The organism is Vibrio sp. 1457 (assembly GCF_033340195.1).
Lineage (GTDB): Bacteria > Pseudomonadota > Gammaproteobacteria > Enterobacterales > Vibrionaceae > Vibrio > Vibrio alginolyticus.
Window position 1 is genome coordinate 180,111 of sequence record NZ_JAWOWA010000007.1, and the last position, 15,582, is coordinate 195,692.

Below are 15,582 nucleotides of genomic sequence, written 5' to 3' on the forward strand. Positions count from 1 at the left end.
AATAATATGGGTAATTATCATAAACTCTACAATGTTAGCACTTGTATTTTTTATCGCAGGTTTTTTATCACTAGCAAATCATGTATGACCTTCACTTATCCAACCAAGTTTAATATCACACTTTAAATGTAAAAAATCACATTAACAATTTCATACAAATAATAAATACATCAGCTAATTTTTAACTTTTTAAAATGAAAGTCTAGAATACAAAAAATAAACCTTATTAAATATAGTTTTTTGTTAGTATCTGCACAAACAAATTATTAGCTAGAGGTGCTCTGTGTCGGGATTATTTGAGTATAAAATAAAAACTCATGATAACTTATCATCAATTATATTAAACATGTATGGTGCTCCATATGGTAGCAAGGACTATCAGATGGTACTGACTCATATAATGACATTAAACAAGCATATTTCAGATCCTAACCGCATTAGAGCTGGCGATATCATTTGGTTATCAGCTCTACCCAAATCAAGCTCTCAACTTAAAACTCAAAGTAACAATGCGTTACCTCCTAAAAGTATCGCGAAGCTAGGGACCTACCCAGCGTCTAAACCTCAAATGCCCAGCTCTCCTCCCCATAAAGTTTTGCCTCCCAATCTTCTCAGCTACAATCAACCTCCAAAATCAATCTCAAATCAAGTTCCACCGCACCATGCTGACATGTTTTGGGCGTTGGCATGGTTAGAAAACAACGCCAATATGATTACTATTCCAGGAGGTACCTTGATGGGTGCTACAGGTAACTTGATGAGTAAAGGAAATATTAAGCTCATTGAGAACATCAACGACCTTTACGCAAACTATAAAAACGGAGTAATAAGTAAAGGACAATATGATGGTCGACGTAAAAAACATTTAGACCTACTAAAGAAAAATGTTGGCCCTATGGAAAAGCTGTTATTTGGCAACAAAACGACTCACCAGTCTATTCGCATAGCTCGAAGTGGAGGGTTACCTGCGAATGCTCATATAGTTAAACAAGCCGAAAAACTGAATAAAATAGCTCAAGCATCTAAAGTGGGCGGACATGTTTTAGTCGGTGTTGGTCTGACGGCTTCCTGCATTCAGATTGCGAATACACAAGACCAACATGAGAAGAATGAAATTTTTGTTGAGTCAATAACTAGCACAGTTGTAGGAATGGGTACCAGCGCGTTAGTCGGTCTATTTTTAGTATCAAACCCTATTGGCTGGGGGACTGCCATTGTACTCGCTGCCGGTACTACCGCTATTGGGTACGCCTCCGGTAAAGCAGCTGTGCTTACATACAACAACTTAGGCTCTCAGCCTGACTTAGTTTCAAAGACAAACTTGGGTGCCATATGCAATTAGTTTGGAATATTATTGGATACTTAATGTTTTCTGGAATATTGATTATTTTTCTCCAGACATTATTTATAGGTATCATGCATATTTTAATGCCAAAAAAAGTTGTCAATAGTTACTTTACAGAACCTTATTTTAACACTTTCGAACTAGCTCTATTTACGGGATGGCCTTACGCATTTTTCCGAACATTGATGTTTGTTCGTTTAATCGTCCAACCTAGCTCAGGTAAAAAACGAAAGTTACCCGATATCTCCAAAGAAGTGCCTAGATGGTACCGCTCACTATCAATTCTATTAATAGGAATAATTATTATAAACTCCTCTATGCTGATAGTCGTATTCTCTTCAGCTGGAATACTCGCATTAGTAGATAGTTTAAACCCTTAATACCTTATTGTTTTTCAAGTTCAAGTTGAAACTTTGAAGTTGAATAATGTAGAAATAGCTTATTTGGGCTTAATGTAACTCGAATAAGCTATATTCTTCTCGAAAGCTATATAATTGTCACAACGACGCTTGCTCTCTTACAATAATTCTTCTTCGTTGAGACGACGAATCAACTTAGCTGGCGTGCCTCCGTATAGACAATCTGGCGGCACATCATGGTTAACGACCGAGTTCGCCGCAATCACCGAGCGAGCGCCAACTGTTACACCTTGGTTGATGACGGAATTTCCGCCAATCCACACATCATCTTCAATCGTGATAGGTTTACAAAACGTTTCCCAACGTCGACGACTTCGGTAATCAACAGAATGAGAAGCGGTATAGAATTGCACGCTCGGTCCAATGAGCACGTGGTTCCCAATGGTAATTTTGGCACCATCGAGCATGACCACGTTCATGTTGATAAAAGTTTCTTCACCTATTTCGATGGTCTTACCAAATTCACAATGAAAAGGGGACTGGACAATACAACGGCCTACCTTGCCAAATAGCTGCTTTTGCAATTCGTCGCGCTGACTTTCGTCGGTGTTATTGTTAAGTGCTCTAAGTGCTTGAAGAGCATGGCTTCTAATGGCGTCAATTTCTTTGTCCATGCCATCAAAGACCTGGCCAGACATCATTTTTTCTAGTTCTGTCACTGGAAGACTCCTACAACCTGCAATTACTGCTTTCAGATTCTTCACAAGGTACGTGAACTGTGAAATAAAAAAAGAGAAAAGCCCGGACTTTTCTCTTTCCTGTTTTTATATTTTGTGGAGTTTGTCGACTTACACAATTTCCCAACTGTGGGTCATCTCAACACCTTCGCCTAGCATTAAGCAAACCGAGCAGTATTTTTCTAGCGAGTCAGCCGCCACTTTTGCTACGACTTCTGGGTCAAGCTCGTCACCTGACACTTCAAAGTGGATATTCACTTGCGTAAAGATACGCGGCGCGGTTTCACGACGCTCTGTGGTTAGCTTGGCATTAACTGACGAAACCTTTTGGCCTGCTGTTTTCAAACCATCAACAACATCGACAGAGCTACAGCCACCAGCAGCCATTAGTACCATTTCCATTGGGCTTGGTGCGGTTGCACCGCCATTGCCATCCATCACTACGGAGTGGCCCGACTGAGATTGCCCAAGGAATTTAAAATCTTCTATCCATTTAACTTCAGCTTGCATGATTTACCTCATTTAGCATCGCTTATTCAAGGCATCGTTGCCCTTACTAGCGGTGTGTTTCTTGTCGATACTTTAGCTCTATCGCATAAAAGGGCAACGGAATTTTCAACATTACTGTAATTTTTTCGCTCGGTTACCTTTCTCTATACGTAACACTTTTTATTTAAGTAACACTTTCTACAAAAATAACGATGAGGTAGCTATGAAGAATATGTCTAAGTTATTGGCCGGTTTCTCCTTCGCACTTCCAGTCTTGTTTCTACTATTGAGTAAAACAGGTACCGCCGATACGATGGATAAGCTGAAGGCTTCAGAGAATACAAGAATCGCAACGCTAGCTGGCGGTTGTTTCTGGTGTACAGAATCGGATTTAGAGCAACTGCCCGGCGTAATCGATGTTGTATCAGGTTATTCAGGTGGTCATATTGAAAACCCGACTTACCGCCAAGTCTCTTCTGGTAAATCTGGTCATATTGAAGTGATTGAGGTGAAGTACGATCCTGCTGTCGTGAACTACGAGCAAGTGCTGGACTACTTCTTCCGTCATATCGACCCTACCGACGATAAAGGTTCATTTGTTGACCGTGGTCCTCAATACCGTCCAGCGATCTTCTACCATAATGCGGAGCAAAAGCAGATTGCTAAGCAGTTTATGATGGAAATCGACAAGGCGATGATCTATCCAAAACCGTTGAAAACAGAGCTGATCGAGTTTGAAAAGTTTTACCCTGCGGAGTCGTACCATCAGGATTACTACAAGAAGAGTAGCTTGAAGTACAAATACTACCGCTACGCATCAGGTCGCGATAAATATCTCGACGAAGTATTTGGTGAAGATCGAAAAGAAAGTCCTAAAACACTTCGACAGTTGATTGAAGAAAAAAAGCTGCTTTCGAAAGTGAAAGCGTACAGTAAACCTGCTCAGTCTGAAATCAAATCAAACTTAACAGAGCTACAGTATTACGTGACGCAAGAAGAAGGCACGGAGCGTCCGTTTGATAATGAATACTGGGACAACAAAGAAGCGGGAATTTATGTGGATATTGTGACCGGTGAACCGCTATTTTCTTCTACTGATAAATACAAATCTGGCACAGGTTGGCCAAGCTTTACTCGACCAATTAACCCGGGTTACATCGTGGAGAAAACCGATTATAAACTGCTCTACCCTAGAACGGAGATCCGCAGTAAGTTTGGTGATTCACACCTAGGTCATGTGTTTAAAGATGGTCCGAAGCCGACGGGATTACGCTATTGTATGAACTCTGCTGCGATGAAATTTGTACCTGTGAACAAGATGGCGAGTTTAGGCTACGGCGATTACCTGTACCTATTTGATAAGTAGTTTTAACCAAATTAGGAGTGAACATTCAGCGCGATGAAAGGTTTTAAATCCAACCTTCCCATGAAAGTCTGTCCGGTCTGTCAGCGCCCATTTTCTTGGAGAAAGAAGTGGGCGCGAAATTGGGAGGAAATCGTTTATTGTTCTGAGCGTTGCCGAAGAAATAAATCAACGAAAACGTAGGTCACTCCGACCCTCTCTGGAGTATGTTATTTCATTTGTATTAACGTTTGTACGCGTTCTCTTACCAAGGTAATAACGTCCCATCATAAGCCCAAAACGCCCCGCTATCTTGCGGGGTTGCTTTTTCTATCAAGCCTAATAAATCCTTAGCAACTCGCTCTGGCGTGAACAACTTTCCCTCTGGGACATTGGTTTGAAAAGGTGCCGACAAAGCGGTATCTGTGGTGCCAGGGTGAAGTGAAAGCACCGTGCCATGTTTGACCACTCTTTGCCATTCGATCGACATGGTTTTTAGGAACATGTTTAATGCGGCTTTCGATGCTCGATAGCTGTACCAACCACCTAACTGATTATCGCTAATGCTGCCAACTTTGGCCGAAATGGTCGCAAACTTGGGTGCAGTACTGCGCTTTAGCTTGGGCGTGAAGTATTTTGCCAACAGTAAACTTGGCAAAGTATTAACCGTGATGGTTTGCTGAAAGAAGTCTGCGTCGAGCGAGCTAAGATTCTTTTCAGGGCCTTTCTCTTGGGTGTGCAACATACCAACACAGTTCACCAACCAATCGACGTGTTCAATCTGCTCACTGAACGCTTTTACCTGCTCGTCTTGCGATACATCCACTTGATGCCAAACGACATTTGGGTGTTGCCAATCTGGTTGCTGCTTACGATAAGTGGCATGCACGCGAGCTTGAGGAAACCGAGCTGCGGCTTCTCTCACCATCGCCAAACCAATTCCACCATTGCCACCGACGATGAGTATTTCCATCACAAGTTCTCCACGTTTTCTATGTAGTGCTCTGCGGTATCAAGAATCGCTTGGCGTTGTTGTTCTTCCATGTTGTCCCAAGAGCGGAAAATCATCCCGATTCGTGGATTGGCTGCGAGGCGCTTGTCGTGCTTGTTCATAAAGCGCCAATAAAGGCTGTTAAACGGACACGATCCTTCCCCACTCCTCGCCTTATTGTCGTAATGGCAACCCTTACAGTAGTCGCTCATTTTGTTGATGTAAGAACCACTCGCCGCGTAAGGTTTGGTGCCAACAATGCCGCCATCCGCAAACAATGCCATGCCACGTGTGTTCGGCATTTCGACCCATTCAATCGCATCAACATAGATACCGAGATACCACTCATCCACTTGATCTGGGTCGATCTCGGTTAGCAAGCAAAAGTTACCAGTGACCATCAAACGTTGGATGTGGTGTGCGTAGGCGTAATCGAGGGACTGCCCAATCGCATTGCGCATACAAGCCATTTTAGTTTCACCATTCCAGAAGAAATCTGGCAGCTTTCTTTCTGCGCCCAATTCGTTGTTTTTCGGGTAATGAGGCATGTTTGTCCAATAGACCCCTCGAATGTACTCTCGCCATCCTAAGATTTGGCGAATAAACCCTTCAACTTGAGAAATGTCGATGTCCGCGTTGGAATGAAATGCCTTGAGTGAAGCATCAATGACTTCTCTCGGGTGCAGTAATTTGCTGTTAAGCGAGAATGAAATTCGGCTGTGATACAAGCTCCACTTAGCATCGTGCTGGCCTGTCATGGCATCTTGAAAACGTCCAAATAACGGCAGACAGACTTGGCAGAAATGCGCGAGTAAAGAGAGGCTTTGCGCGCGATTGATCGGCCACAACAAGTCTCCTTCAAGATTTCCGATGGTTTTGATGTCATGTCGTGCCAACCGCTCAGTAATATCGCGCACGTCGGTACTGAACATCAAAGGTTGTGGCAGTTGTTCAATGTCTTTGGCTTTGAGCTTGTTACGATTATTGGCATCGTAATTCCATTTTCCGCCGACGGGCTTTCCGTCTTGCATCAAGATGTCGAAGCGCTTGCGCATCCGGCGGTAGAAGTGCTCCATCATGATGTGTTTGCCTTGAGGAAACTGCGATTCTATTTCCTCAAACGGCAACAAAAAGTGCTCCGAATCGACACAACGCGTCACGACTCCATCAAGCTTTAGTTTGGCTAACTGCTCCAGCAGACGGTATTCATCCGGGCGTTGATATTCAAACTTACTTGCACCAACTTCACTCGCATAGTGTTGCAAGACTTGCTCAAGATCGTCGAAGGATTGTGTGTCATCCAACGTGAGGTGCTGAACTTGGTGACCTTCACTCTGACGCTCTTTCGCAAACTGTTCCATTGCAGAAAAGAACGCACACACTTTCTGAATATGATGCATGACGTAAGTATTCTCTTGCTTGAGCTCCGCAATCAAGTAAAGCACTTGCTCATCCGGTTGATGAAACCAAGAGTGCTCACTGTTAAGTTGATCGCCCAAAATCAATCGTACGGTTTCAAATTGCATTACGGTTTCTCCGATGACGAAGCTTTGTCACTGCTGCCCATCACAATCGGCCAATCGACCATGTCTACACTATCCAAATGCGCGCCAGCACAACGACCTTGCCACCTATCGATGAACTCCATGTGCGGATCGTACATTTCGGTTTGCTTTTCGAGGTTGAATTGTCGTGAACCACGCGGATCAGCACCAACGCCTGCTAAGTATTGCCAATTTCCCCAGTTTGATGCCACATCGTAATCAACCAGTTGTGACTCAAAGTACGCCGCGCCATAACGCCAATCGAGGCCAAGCTCATGCACCAAACAGCTGGCGACTAACTGTCTGCCACGATTCGACATATAACCGGTTTCATTGAGCTGGTGCATACACGCATTGACGATAGGAAATGGCGTTTCACCTTTCTTCCATTGTTGAAAACGGTGCGCGTAAAAGCTGGTGAGTGGTGCTCGATTTTGGATGCCACCGAATCGGAAGAGCTGTCGCTTGTGTCGACGGGCATACCAATAAAAGTATTCACGCCAAAGCAGCTCGAAATAAATCCAATAGGTTGAATCATTTGCACCATTCGCGGCTTCATAGCGTTTCAACATGGCATAAATGGTTTTCGGAGAAACGCACCCATGAGCTAACCAAGGAGAGAACTTGGTGGAGTAATCCATGCCATCTAAACCGTTGCGTGTTTGTTTGTATTCACTGGCTAGTGTGGAAGCAAAATACTGGCGACAATGTTCAAGCCCGCGGCTTTCTCCACCATGAAACGTAGCTTTTGTGTCAAAGTAATATGCAGTAACGGAAGGCAGATTCACACCTAAAGGAATTGGAGGTAACGAACGGATACTCTCGTGGGGCCGAGAGATGTCTAAACTTTCAACTTGCTTTCTAAACTGCGTGAAAGTCGTAGGCAGTTTGCTCAAGTCAAATGGCAGTTGTTCTTCCCTTAACAGGGTCCGGATTGCGTGCTGTTTTATTTTTACATGGGACGCACCTTCAACTGCGCGATCTAACGCTTGCTGCTCATCCGAACCGGGAAAGGCGTCAGCATATATATGTGTGACGCCGAAGCGATTAACAGCATACTTGATTGCTTGATCGGGCGTCAGTTCAACTGCCCATAATCGCTGACCAAGGTGATTCAAAGATTGATTGAGTTCACTAAGCGATGAATCGAGAAACTGCAATTTCGCACGCCCGAAAGAGGCTTCCTGCGCAAAGTGATGCAAGTAAGGCGTCATTGAAGGGTAGCAATACAAGCAAATTAACTCGTCCATTTCTACACTGGCGCTTTTCAACAGTGGGTTGTCGTGCAATCGCAAGTCGTTCGTGAACCAATAAAGTCCTATTTTCTTTTTCAATTCGCACCCTCAGATGTTAATTCTTCGTCTACGAGTTCTTTCACGGAGACCCTGACGTTAAGCCTTTTAATTTTTTGCTTTTATACGAAAACGAGAGTTTGACGATCATTAGGTTACTAACGTTTACACGGAATCCATTTGCTGGATATCTCAAAACACGCAATACCACCAAATGCCTGTACATGTTTCATACTGATATTTTATAAAATTTGAATCCAACGGTATTGATCACGATCTTAATCACTCATTTTCTATATAAACCATGCAAAAGTGATAAAAATTAAAGCGACATTAGTTAATATCCGTTAATCTAAGCCCAATCCCATTTTGCTAGTACCATCGCAGAAATGACCGACGAGTTTAAGAAATCAACCGCTAATTTAAAAAAAGCGGTCCCACTGATGATCAAAAACCATGTTGCTGCCACGCCAGCCAACTACGCGCTTTGGTATACCTACGTTGACAAGACCATTCCAGAACTCAACTTTGAGTTAGACACGGTGTTAGAAAACTACGGTATTTGCCCGCCAGCAACCAATAAACAGCTTTACAACAACTATGTGGCCAGCAAAGCAGAAACCAGCCTTGAAGATCTTAGAACCAATGTAGAAGTTCTGCTACATGAAGTATCCAGTTCAATGAGCGATACAATTTCAGATACTTCCTCCTTTTCTGAGATGGTAGACAAAAGCTTTAATAAACTGGAAAAAGTTGAGGACAATAGCCTAAGCATTGAAGAAGTGATGGTAGTGATTCGTCAACTTGTCGCAGAGTCACACGAAATTCGTCACTCAACAAAGTTTTTGAATAGCCAATTGACTAACGCGAGTGAAGAAATTTCTCGCCTCAAAAACCAACTGGCTGAAGTACAGCAAGATGCGTTGTTCGATGGTTTGTCAAACCTATACAACCGCCGAGCATTTGACAAAGATCTCTCTTCACTTATTGCATCAAATCAGGCAATGACCTTGATCATGCTTGATATCGATCATTTCAAATCATTTAACGACAATTACGGGCACCTTTTTGGCGATACAGTATTAAAAGCCATTGCCCGCCGGCTACAACAAAGTTGTCGAGATGGGATATGTGCGTACCGTTTTGGTGGTGAAGAATTCGCGTTAATTGTACCTAACAAATCTCTGCGAATTGCTCGCCAATATGCAGACACACTACGCCGGATGATAGAAAAACTGCGTATCAGAGATAAGCGCTCAGGCACACAAGTTCACAGCATTACCGCTTCTTTTGGGGTAGCAGAATTTGAGCCGGGTGATACGCCTGAAGCCTTAATCAATAAAGCCGATAAACAGCTTTATGAAGCAAAACAACTCGGTCGTAACCGCGTGATGCCAATTTAAATAAACTGACTAAGCGAAAACGACTTTTACGATGAAAAAGAAAACCCCGCGACGTAAAGTGCGGGGTTTTTATATCCAATCATGAGTATCTTAATCGACGCTGTAGCAGTAACTTAGAATGTAGTCGTCACCATTTTTTGCGGTATATTCTTTATCTTCACTGCATGCCATCGGCTTACCTTTTTTGTCGCCTTTGATTAGACTTATCCAATGGCGCATCGCGGTTGGTGCATTGCCAGTTAGTTCAGGATGAAACGTCGTGCGAGTTTCCAATTGAATATCGTCAATGTCCACTAATTCCACGCAACCAGTGCCTTTGTGACAGCCAAACAGCACTTCTACATGATTACCCGAATCATCTTTAAACAAAATCGATTTTGGATCTTCCTTTTCACCAGTGTACGCCACGAAGTGTTTTGGGCTTTTCAGGCCGCTGTGTGTACCGTCTTTGAAATAAGCCAAAACATGGCGGTAATCAATCACGTAACTTGATACATCTTGGTGCGACCCGTTCTCCAATGGAAACATGCGGTCTAGTAGTTGCTTCGCTTTTACTTGTTTCTCACTCTGCTGCTCAGCACTTACCGCTTCGACGGCAAATACGGCTTCAGCGATAAATGGGCGTTGTTGTTGTTGCATCTCTTTTTTATCGAAGTTCAGCATATTCATCGTCATATCCTCGCACTTAAAAACTCGTCCTAGAGTAAAAACTTAAATCCTTTATTTAAGTTTCAGGCAATTCTGTGAAGTGGATGGTTAATTTCCTTGCCTGCTCATTATGTAGACTAGCGAAATATTGACTACAATTTCACAACAAAAATTTTACAATGTGAATTTTACAAAATGTCTGTGTCAAAAAGCCTTATTCGTCAGTCTCATTTTCTTGGTACGAAAATTCGTAATCTAAGAAAAAACAACCATTTAACGATGGAAGATTTATCTGCCCGTTGCGTAAGAATTAATCCAGAGTACGCTCCTTCGGTTTCTTACCTTTCGATGATTGAGCGCGGAAAACGCGTACCGAGTATAGATATGCTCGAAGTGATCGCGGAAGTTTTTCAAAAAGATCCGGCGTGGTTTTTAGATGATGAACCCGAATTAGAAGCCATCACACCCAACAAAGGGAATCGTGGTGGGATTAGTGGCATGGCGTTGGAGCCGAGCTTCCTGTTCTCCAATGATATTCTTCAAATCGCGATACCAGAAATGCTCTCCCAAACAGGTATCACGGGGCGTCAATTCGCCCACTTACTGATCCGCGCACACCAAGAAAACCATCAAAACCATTTTCCTGATTTAGAGCGCGCCGCCGAAGAGGTCGGCTTGAAGCGGCTGAATCTATCTGTAGAAGATCTCGTAGACATTGCAAAGAGTATGGGATTGGATATCCGCTGGGTAGATCGAGCGCCACAAGATGTGATTGATGAACTGGGCGTCAGCGCCAAACAGTTGATTACGTCTTTCATGGAGCCACCTGGGACTATTTATCTCAATAAACGAATGCGTGACTATCCAACCCGATTGAAGTATGACTTGGCGGTATATATCGGCCATCGAGTGCTCCATAGCAGCGATGCAATGAATAACGTTTTATCTATCGGGCATCAAAACAATTGGGAGCAAATGGACAGCCCTGTGTCGAACTCTGAACTCAATTCGCAAGATATCCTGCAAGCTTGGCGTGATTTTGAGTCCAGCTTCTTTGCCGGTGCCCTACTCTGCCCCAAAGTACCCTTTCGTCAGCTGCTTGACCGTTCTGGTTACGAGATTGATGTTCACAAAAAGGCGGGAGTTTCTCCTTCTGTTGCAATGCGTCGCATGACGGTGGTCTCGCCTTACCCTCATTGGCACTATTTTGATGCCTATGGCCCCGGCAAGTTAAAAGCCGTGTATCGCGGAAATGGTATTCCATTGCCTTGGGGCAACATGCGCAAAGTGAACGACCCTTGCCAGCACTGGGCCGTATTCCGACGCCTTTCCCAGCCTTTGGATACCAGTTCAGCGCAAATTTCGATTTTAAATGTTGGCGACGAGCCACGTATCTACTGCTGCGAATCGGTCAACGTATTTGATCCTGCGGGGAATAATCGCGTGCTATGTGCCGGTATTGATCTTAACCCTGCCATTTCTGCACAAGGTGGCGATGCCGTTTCCATAGCGGAAGAACTTAAGTCCCTTTGTGTCGCTTCCGGCGGAAGTAGTGTTATTCCTCCCCACATCAAAAAAGACTTAACGACTATCGCTAAGATATTAAACATCAACTGGATAGAGCGCGGGATTCAAACCCAAGCAAGGTTGATCTGCTCCAGAGGGGCGGTTTGTCCAAGACAACCTAGTTGTTACAGCAAGTGCGGAGAAGCTGATGAGACGGGCAGCGACGTGAATATCATCGGGCTTTAGAAAGAAAAAACGCCAATCACAATAAACGTGATTGGCGGTATATACTTGTGAACAATTTGTATTCACTAACAACGTCAGTTGGCTAGGTGACCCTCGGCTTAATAAGGGTCACTCTAAGTAAAGCACGATGCGTGCCAACTTTAAAAAAGCCGTTTTTTAGTAGATCCAGATGCATATCGTTGCTTTATTAACCATTAATTTCGCAAACTGCATTTGCAAAATGCAACATTATGCAAATGTGCCACTGAATGCACTGCTAATAACGACTCTCTCAGCAAAGTGTCTGTGAACATATGAAGTCACATATTCTTGCACCTCAATGATGATGAGATTTCGGGCTCCCAACTTTACCATTCCTCTAACCCCTTATTGAAACTGGGTTCAGGCTCATCCGCCATGCTTTTGTTGATACATTCTCTCATCGGCTATTTTCATCATTTGCTCAGGAGATGACATTTGCGGGTCAAATATCGCGTACCCAATACTGGCTTTCAAATAGATAAGCGTTTCATCGTAAATGACGGGCGTAGAGCATAGCGCTAATCGAAGTTTTTGTAGAAGAGACTGAACATTTTCTTCCGTTCCTGGGTGATGAACTACAACTAAGAACTCATCACCGCCCATTCTGGCCACGATGTCTGATTTACGCAGAGAGCTTTTTACCCTTTCAGCCGTAGCGATTAAAACTTTGTCACCTGCGTCGTGACCATAGGTGTCGTTAATGTGTTTAAACCTATCTAGGTCAATATTAATTAAGGCGAAGCTATAACGCTTTTTATAACGTTTCGCTATTTCAAACTGCTGCTTGTAAAACTTCATAAAATAGCGACGGTTTGGTAAACGCGTGAGTTCATCGTGTAAAGCTCTGTCATCTGCAATGGTATACAGTCGATAAATGGCGAACAGCGCGAGGCTAAGTGCGAATATAATGGGATAGCCGATTACTCTAGCTAAATGCAACTGATGCCAAGAGATTTGGCGATCAGCTTTGCCTCCAGAGAAAACCACCATACTCCACCCACCATAAGGAAAATGAACCATCTCTTTTGCATATGCCATGCTATTTACACTTTGCGCGCCAAAGAAAGCATCACCAAATGAGCCACCGCTATCGTAACCACGGATCATTAAAGGGTAACGATACGAGAAATCAATTACGCCGGTTTCTCTCATCAGAGCATCGAAATCAATCACCGCACTGATCACTCCCCAGTAGTCCTGATTCATTGGAGGATCAAGAAAAACAGGCACACGCACGATCAAACCTCGGCCACCTTGAATCAAAGTCACTGGCCCTGCGATGAAAATTTCTTGTACATCCTTGGCTTTTTGCACCTGTACCCACTGCTGTGGCACTGCGCGGTAATCAAGGCCGATTAGGCGCTCATTACCTTGGCGTGGAAATACATGACTAATTACATCATTTTTCGCGATACCGATGATTGTAATATGTTTACTTTTATTTAGGATTCGGTGAGCGGCGATACTCAATTCTTCTTCTTGGTTTTTAGGAAGTAACGTAATGAGTGTCGCTAAAGTACTGGCTTTGTAGATATCCGCCATAAGTACCGCTTCCAAATTGGAACGGAGAATGGAAAGTTGTTCTTTGGCCTCAACTTGAACTCGCTCTTTGTGAAGCTCTTGCTGGTTTCGATTTAACAGCTCGATAACCCCAATACACAAAGCGAAAAAGGTGAGGAAGAACAATGCAAAATAGCATCGTTTTCTGGGTAAATAACGCATTTTCTCCCCACAACTCGTATACAACTACGAGATTTTTTATTTATTGTTAAAATTCTTATTATCACAAGAATAACCAATCATAATCAGAAAGGTAACAGTGATTGACAACTTTTATGTTTTAGGTGTGAGATGATGCATCAACAAGGCGATTTATTTGGCGGCGATCTATGGCAAGAAGTAGAAAGAGGAAAACTTTATTATGATCCTCAATTTCTTAACCATCTTGAGGCGGATAATTACTTTGACCAACTTCGAAAGACACTGCCATGGCACCAAGAACACGTTACTATGTTCGGCAAGTCAGTACTTCAACCTCGCTTACAAGCGTGGCACGGTGATGCAGCATATACTTACTCAGGCTTAACCATGCAGCCTCACCCTTGGACTCCTGAGTTAACTCAGCTCAAAGTGCGTTGTGAATCAGTTGCTGATGTCACTTTTAATTCTGTTCTCGCTAACTTATATCGACACGGCCAAGACTCAATGGGCTGGCACCAAGATAATGAACCAGAGTTAGGTAGAAACCCTGTTATCGCATCTTTGAACTTAGGTGAAACACGTCGATTTTTGCTTAGAAATTTACATTGTAAAACTGAGATTGAATACGAGCTTTCTCACGGCTCCTTACTGATTATGGCTGGCGAGCTTCAGCATCACTGGAAGCACTGCGTACCAAAAACCGCGAAAACCAAAGATGAACGTATCAACCTGACTTTTAGGCAAATTTTCAACTATTGACTCAGCTTTTACATTCTCAATTAATATTGATGGTAGGTTTAGATTCAGGACTTCATAGGGAATGGATTTATGCGTATTAAACCTCTTAGCTTAGCGGTCTTACTCTCTTGCTCACTTACCTTTGCAGCTCAGGCATCACAGGAAGAGGTACCGCTTCTCGATAATACTCAATCAGCGCAGTTGATTCGTAGTACCTACGAACAAGAACTGTTCACTTTCCCGGCGTTTAAAGAGGGCCATTTTGGCTTACGCATGTACCGCCAAACATTAGATGAGAAATATCACGCTGCCATTTGGACCGACATGGCACAAGTAGCCAGCCGGTTAAACCAATTTGCTAATGAAGTCGTTGAACCAGAAGACATCATTCTCTATTCATCTCAAAGGCTGACCACGTATCAAGAGAAAGAAACCGAACGAGGTCAGCGACGCTATACCGTGACTAAACACCATCCTGAGTACCTTTATCTTGGTGTGGATTTGCTTGGCGCAATGGCAAGAGCAAACGAATATGGCCTAAAGCATAAACAAGACAAAACGCTGAGAAAAATTATTAGGCGCTACGATTTCTCGCGTTACGTTACGGACAAAGAGATGATAGAGGCATGGGCAGCTCAGCTTGCAAACCAAGTCTACTGGCTTCGTCAGCTAGGAGAGCAAGATGTGGTCGAGGAATTCACTCAAACCTTCCGGAACACCTACCCCGACGATAAAGATAAGATGCTTTCAGCTCAGCAGTATTGGAACAAACTCTATGGTATGACGCACATCATCTTTGCCGATTCACAGTATTATCAGGAGCGAGTAAGCGAGAAGAAACACCAATGGATTTATGATTACTTTCGCAACAACATCGACACTATCCTACTGCGCGCCAAAGAAGACGTGATTGCGGAAGTCGGCATTTCGTTTTTGTTAGCAGGCTTGGACCATGATCCGGTCGTAAAGAAAACCCGCCAAGCCATTCGTCACGCAATCAACGCAGAAAAAGGGATGATTCCGTCGGTCGACGGTAACTTTGATCTCAAGTACGGCGAACACCGTAACGTACTAGCCATCATGCTGCTCGATTGGAAAGGGGTACATAAAGCGCCAACTTATCAAGAGCACCCAGAGGCTTTTAAATCGATACCTTACGGCTTAATGCCCAAGCCTTAGAAATAACAAAACCCGCCATTTAGGCGGGTTTTTAGTGTGTA

Annotated in this window: 14 protein-coding genes; 7 read left to right on the forward strand and 7 right to left on the reverse strand. The window is 43.5% G+C overall.

Going from position 1 to position 15,582, the window contains the following annotated elements; translation table 11 throughout:
* The first annotated feature begins 283 nt into the window (after positions 1 to 283).
* Entirely contained in the window at positions 284 to 1,342 is a 1,059-nt protein-coding gene (locus R7Z41_RS10020; protein ID WP_225478022.1) for a glycine zipper family protein, read from the forward strand.
* 520 nt (positions 1,343 to 1,862) lie between these two features.
* Here the strand turns inward: R7Z41_RS10020 and R7Z41_RS10025 are convergent.
* Together R7Z41_RS10025 and R7Z41_RS10030 are read right to left on the reverse strand one after the other, a co-directional pair.
* The gene (locus R7Z41_RS10025; protein WP_053349374.1) at positions 1,863 to 2,423 is read right to left on the reverse strand and encodes a sugar O-acetyltransferase; all 561 of its coding nucleotides are present in this window, start codon (positions 2,421 to 2,423) and stop codon (positions 1,863 to 1,865) included.
* A 129-nt stretch (positions 2,424 to 2,552) separates the two neighbouring features.
* Complete coding sequence (locus R7Z41_RS10030; RefSeq protein WP_005374132.1) at positions 2,553 to 2,951, reverse strand: OsmC family protein; 399 nt, start codon at positions 2,949 to 2,951, stop codon at positions 2,553 to 2,555.
* Between the two features lie 202 nt (positions 2,952 to 3,153).
* Between R7Z41_RS10030 and msrB the strand changes: the two genes are divergently transcribed.
* Both msrB and R7Z41_RS10040 read left to right on the forward strand, forming a co-directional pair.
* Positions 3,154 to 4,296 (forward strand): peptide-methionine (R)-S-oxide reductase MsrB, encoded by a 1,143-nt coding sequence (gene msrB / locus R7Z41_RS10035; RefSeq protein WP_005374134.1) that lies wholly within the window; start codon positions 3,154 to 3,156, stop codon positions 4,294 to 4,296.
* 33 nt (positions 4,297 to 4,329) lie between these two features.
* Positions 4,330 to 4,476: a DUF2256 domain-containing protein gene (locus tag R7Z41_RS10040; RefSeq protein ID WP_005374142.1), complete on the forward strand. Its 147-nt coding sequence runs from the start codon at positions 4,330 to 4,332 to the stop codon at positions 4,474 to 4,476.
* A gap of 61 nt (positions 4,477 to 4,537) precedes the next feature.
* Here the strand turns inward: R7Z41_RS10040 and R7Z41_RS10045 are convergent, their stop codons facing one another.
* From R7Z41_RS10045 to R7Z41_RS10055, 3 genes are read right to left on the reverse strand one after another with little or no spacing between them, the layout of a single operon-like run.
* The gene (locus tag R7Z41_RS10045; RefSeq protein ID WP_017819732.1) at positions 4,538 to 5,245 is read right to left on the reverse strand and encodes an SDR family oxidoreductase; all 708 of its coding nucleotides are present in this window, start codon (positions 5,243 to 5,245) and stop codon (positions 4,538 to 4,540) included.
* Positions 5,245 to 6,789, reverse strand: a complete 1,545-nt coding sequence (locus tag R7Z41_RS10050; protein WP_206970442.1) for a cryptochrome/photolyase family protein — start codon at positions 6,787 to 6,789, stop codon at positions 5,245 to 5,247. Before R7Z41_RS10050 ends, R7Z41_RS10045 begins: the two co-directional genes overlap by 1 nt.
* On the reverse strand, positions 6,789 to 8,141 hold the full coding sequence (locus R7Z41_RS10055) for a DASH family cryptochrome (RefSeq protein WP_206970443.1): 1,353 nt from the start codon (positions 8,139 to 8,141) through the stop codon (positions 6,789 to 6,791). Before R7Z41_RS10055 ends, R7Z41_RS10050 begins: the two co-directional genes overlap by 1 nt.
* 347 nt (positions 8,142 to 8,488) lie before the next feature.
* On the opposite strand from R7Z41_RS10055, the gene R7Z41_RS10060 reads away from it, so the two are divergent.
* Positions 8,489 to 9,502, forward strand: coding sequence for a GGDEF domain-containing protein (locus R7Z41_RS10060; RefSeq protein ID WP_005374150.1), 1,014 nt, complete (start codon positions 8,489 to 8,491; stop codon positions 9,500 to 9,502).
* Between the two features lie 90 nt (positions 9,503 to 9,592).
* Here the strand turns inward: R7Z41_RS10060 and R7Z41_RS10065 are convergent, their stop codons facing one another.
* On the reverse strand, positions 9,593 to 10,171 hold the full coding sequence (locus R7Z41_RS10065; RefSeq protein WP_005374156.1) for a malate synthase: 579 nt from the start codon (positions 10,169 to 10,171) through the stop codon (positions 9,593 to 9,595).
* Between the two features lie 174 nt (positions 10,172 to 10,345).
* Between R7Z41_RS10065 and R7Z41_RS10070 the strand changes: the two genes are divergently transcribed.
* On the forward strand, positions 10,346 to 11,902 hold the full coding sequence (locus R7Z41_RS10070; RefSeq protein ID WP_080773721.1) for a DUF3612 domain-containing protein: 1,557 nt from the start codon (positions 10,346 to 10,348) through the stop codon (positions 11,900 to 11,902).
* Positions 11,903 to 12,289: 387 nt separating this feature from the next.
* On the opposite strand, the gene R7Z41_RS10075 is transcribed toward R7Z41_RS10070, so the two are convergent.
* On the reverse strand, positions 12,290 to 13,645 hold the full coding sequence (locus tag R7Z41_RS10075; RefSeq protein WP_042523392.1) for a diguanylate cyclase: 1,356 nt from the start codon (positions 13,643 to 13,645) through the stop codon (positions 12,290 to 12,292).
* Positions 13,646 to 13,777: 132 nt separating this feature from the next.
* Here R7Z41_RS10075 and R7Z41_RS10080 point away from each other — a divergent pair, with 132 nt between their 5' ends.
* A complete protein-coding gene (locus tag R7Z41_RS10080; protein WP_213910678.1) occupies positions 13,778 to 14,383 on the forward strand; it encodes an alpha-ketoglutarate-dependent dioxygenase AlkB family protein in 606 nt (201 codons plus the stop codon).
* Between the two features lie 69 nt (positions 14,384 to 14,452).
* Positions 14,453 to 15,541, forward strand: coding sequence for a DUF3541 domain-containing protein (locus R7Z41_RS10085; protein ID WP_213916010.1), 1,089 nt, complete (start codon positions 14,453 to 14,455; stop codon positions 15,539 to 15,541).
* The last annotated feature ends 41 nt before the right edge of the window (positions 15,542 to 15,582 follow it).

Bases quoted from the DNA above. Each gene is read 5' to 3' on its own strand.
- R7Z41_RS10030 (WP_005374132.1), bottom strand. From the start codon at position 2,951: ATGCAAGCTGAAGTTAAATGGATAGAAGATTTTAAATTCCTTGGGCAA.
- msrB (WP_005374134.1), top strand. From the start codon at position 3,154: ATGAAGAATATGTCTAAGTTATTGGCCGGTTTCTCCTTCGCACTTCCA.
- R7Z41_RS10040 (WP_005374142.1), top strand. From the start codon at position 4,330: ATGAAAGGTTTTAAATCCAACCTTCCCATGAAAGTCTGTCCGGTCTGT.
- R7Z41_RS10045 (WP_017819732.1), bottom strand. From the start codon at position 5,245: ATGGAAATACTCATCGTCGGTGGCAATGGTGGAATTGGTTTGGCGATG.
- R7Z41_RS10050 (WP_206970442.1), bottom strand. From the start codon at position 6,789: ATGCAATTTGAAACCGTACGATTGATTTTGGGCGATCAACTTAACAGT.
- R7Z41_RS10060 (WP_005374150.1), top strand. From the start codon at position 8,489: ATGACCGACGAGTTTAAGAAATCAACCGCTAATTTAAAAAAAGCGGTC.
- R7Z41_RS10065 (WP_005374156.1), bottom strand. From the start codon at position 10,171: ATGAATATGCTGAACTTCGATAAAAAAGAGATGCAACAACAACAACGC.
- R7Z41_RS10070 (WP_080773721.1), top strand. From the start codon at position 10,346: ATGTCTGTGTCAAAAAGCCTTATTCGTCAGTCTCATTTTCTTGGTACG.
- R7Z41_RS10075 (WP_042523392.1), bottom strand. From the start codon at position 13,645: ATGCGTTATTTACCCAGAAAACGATGCTATTTTGCATTGTTCTTCCTC.
- R7Z41_RS10080 (WP_213910678.1), top strand. From the start codon at position 13,778: ATGCATCAACAAGGCGATTTATTTGGCGGCGATCTATGGCAAGAAGTA.
- R7Z41_RS10085 (WP_213916010.1), top strand. From the start codon at position 14,453: ATGCGTATTAAACCTCTTAGCTTAGCGGTCTTACTCTCTTGCTCACTT.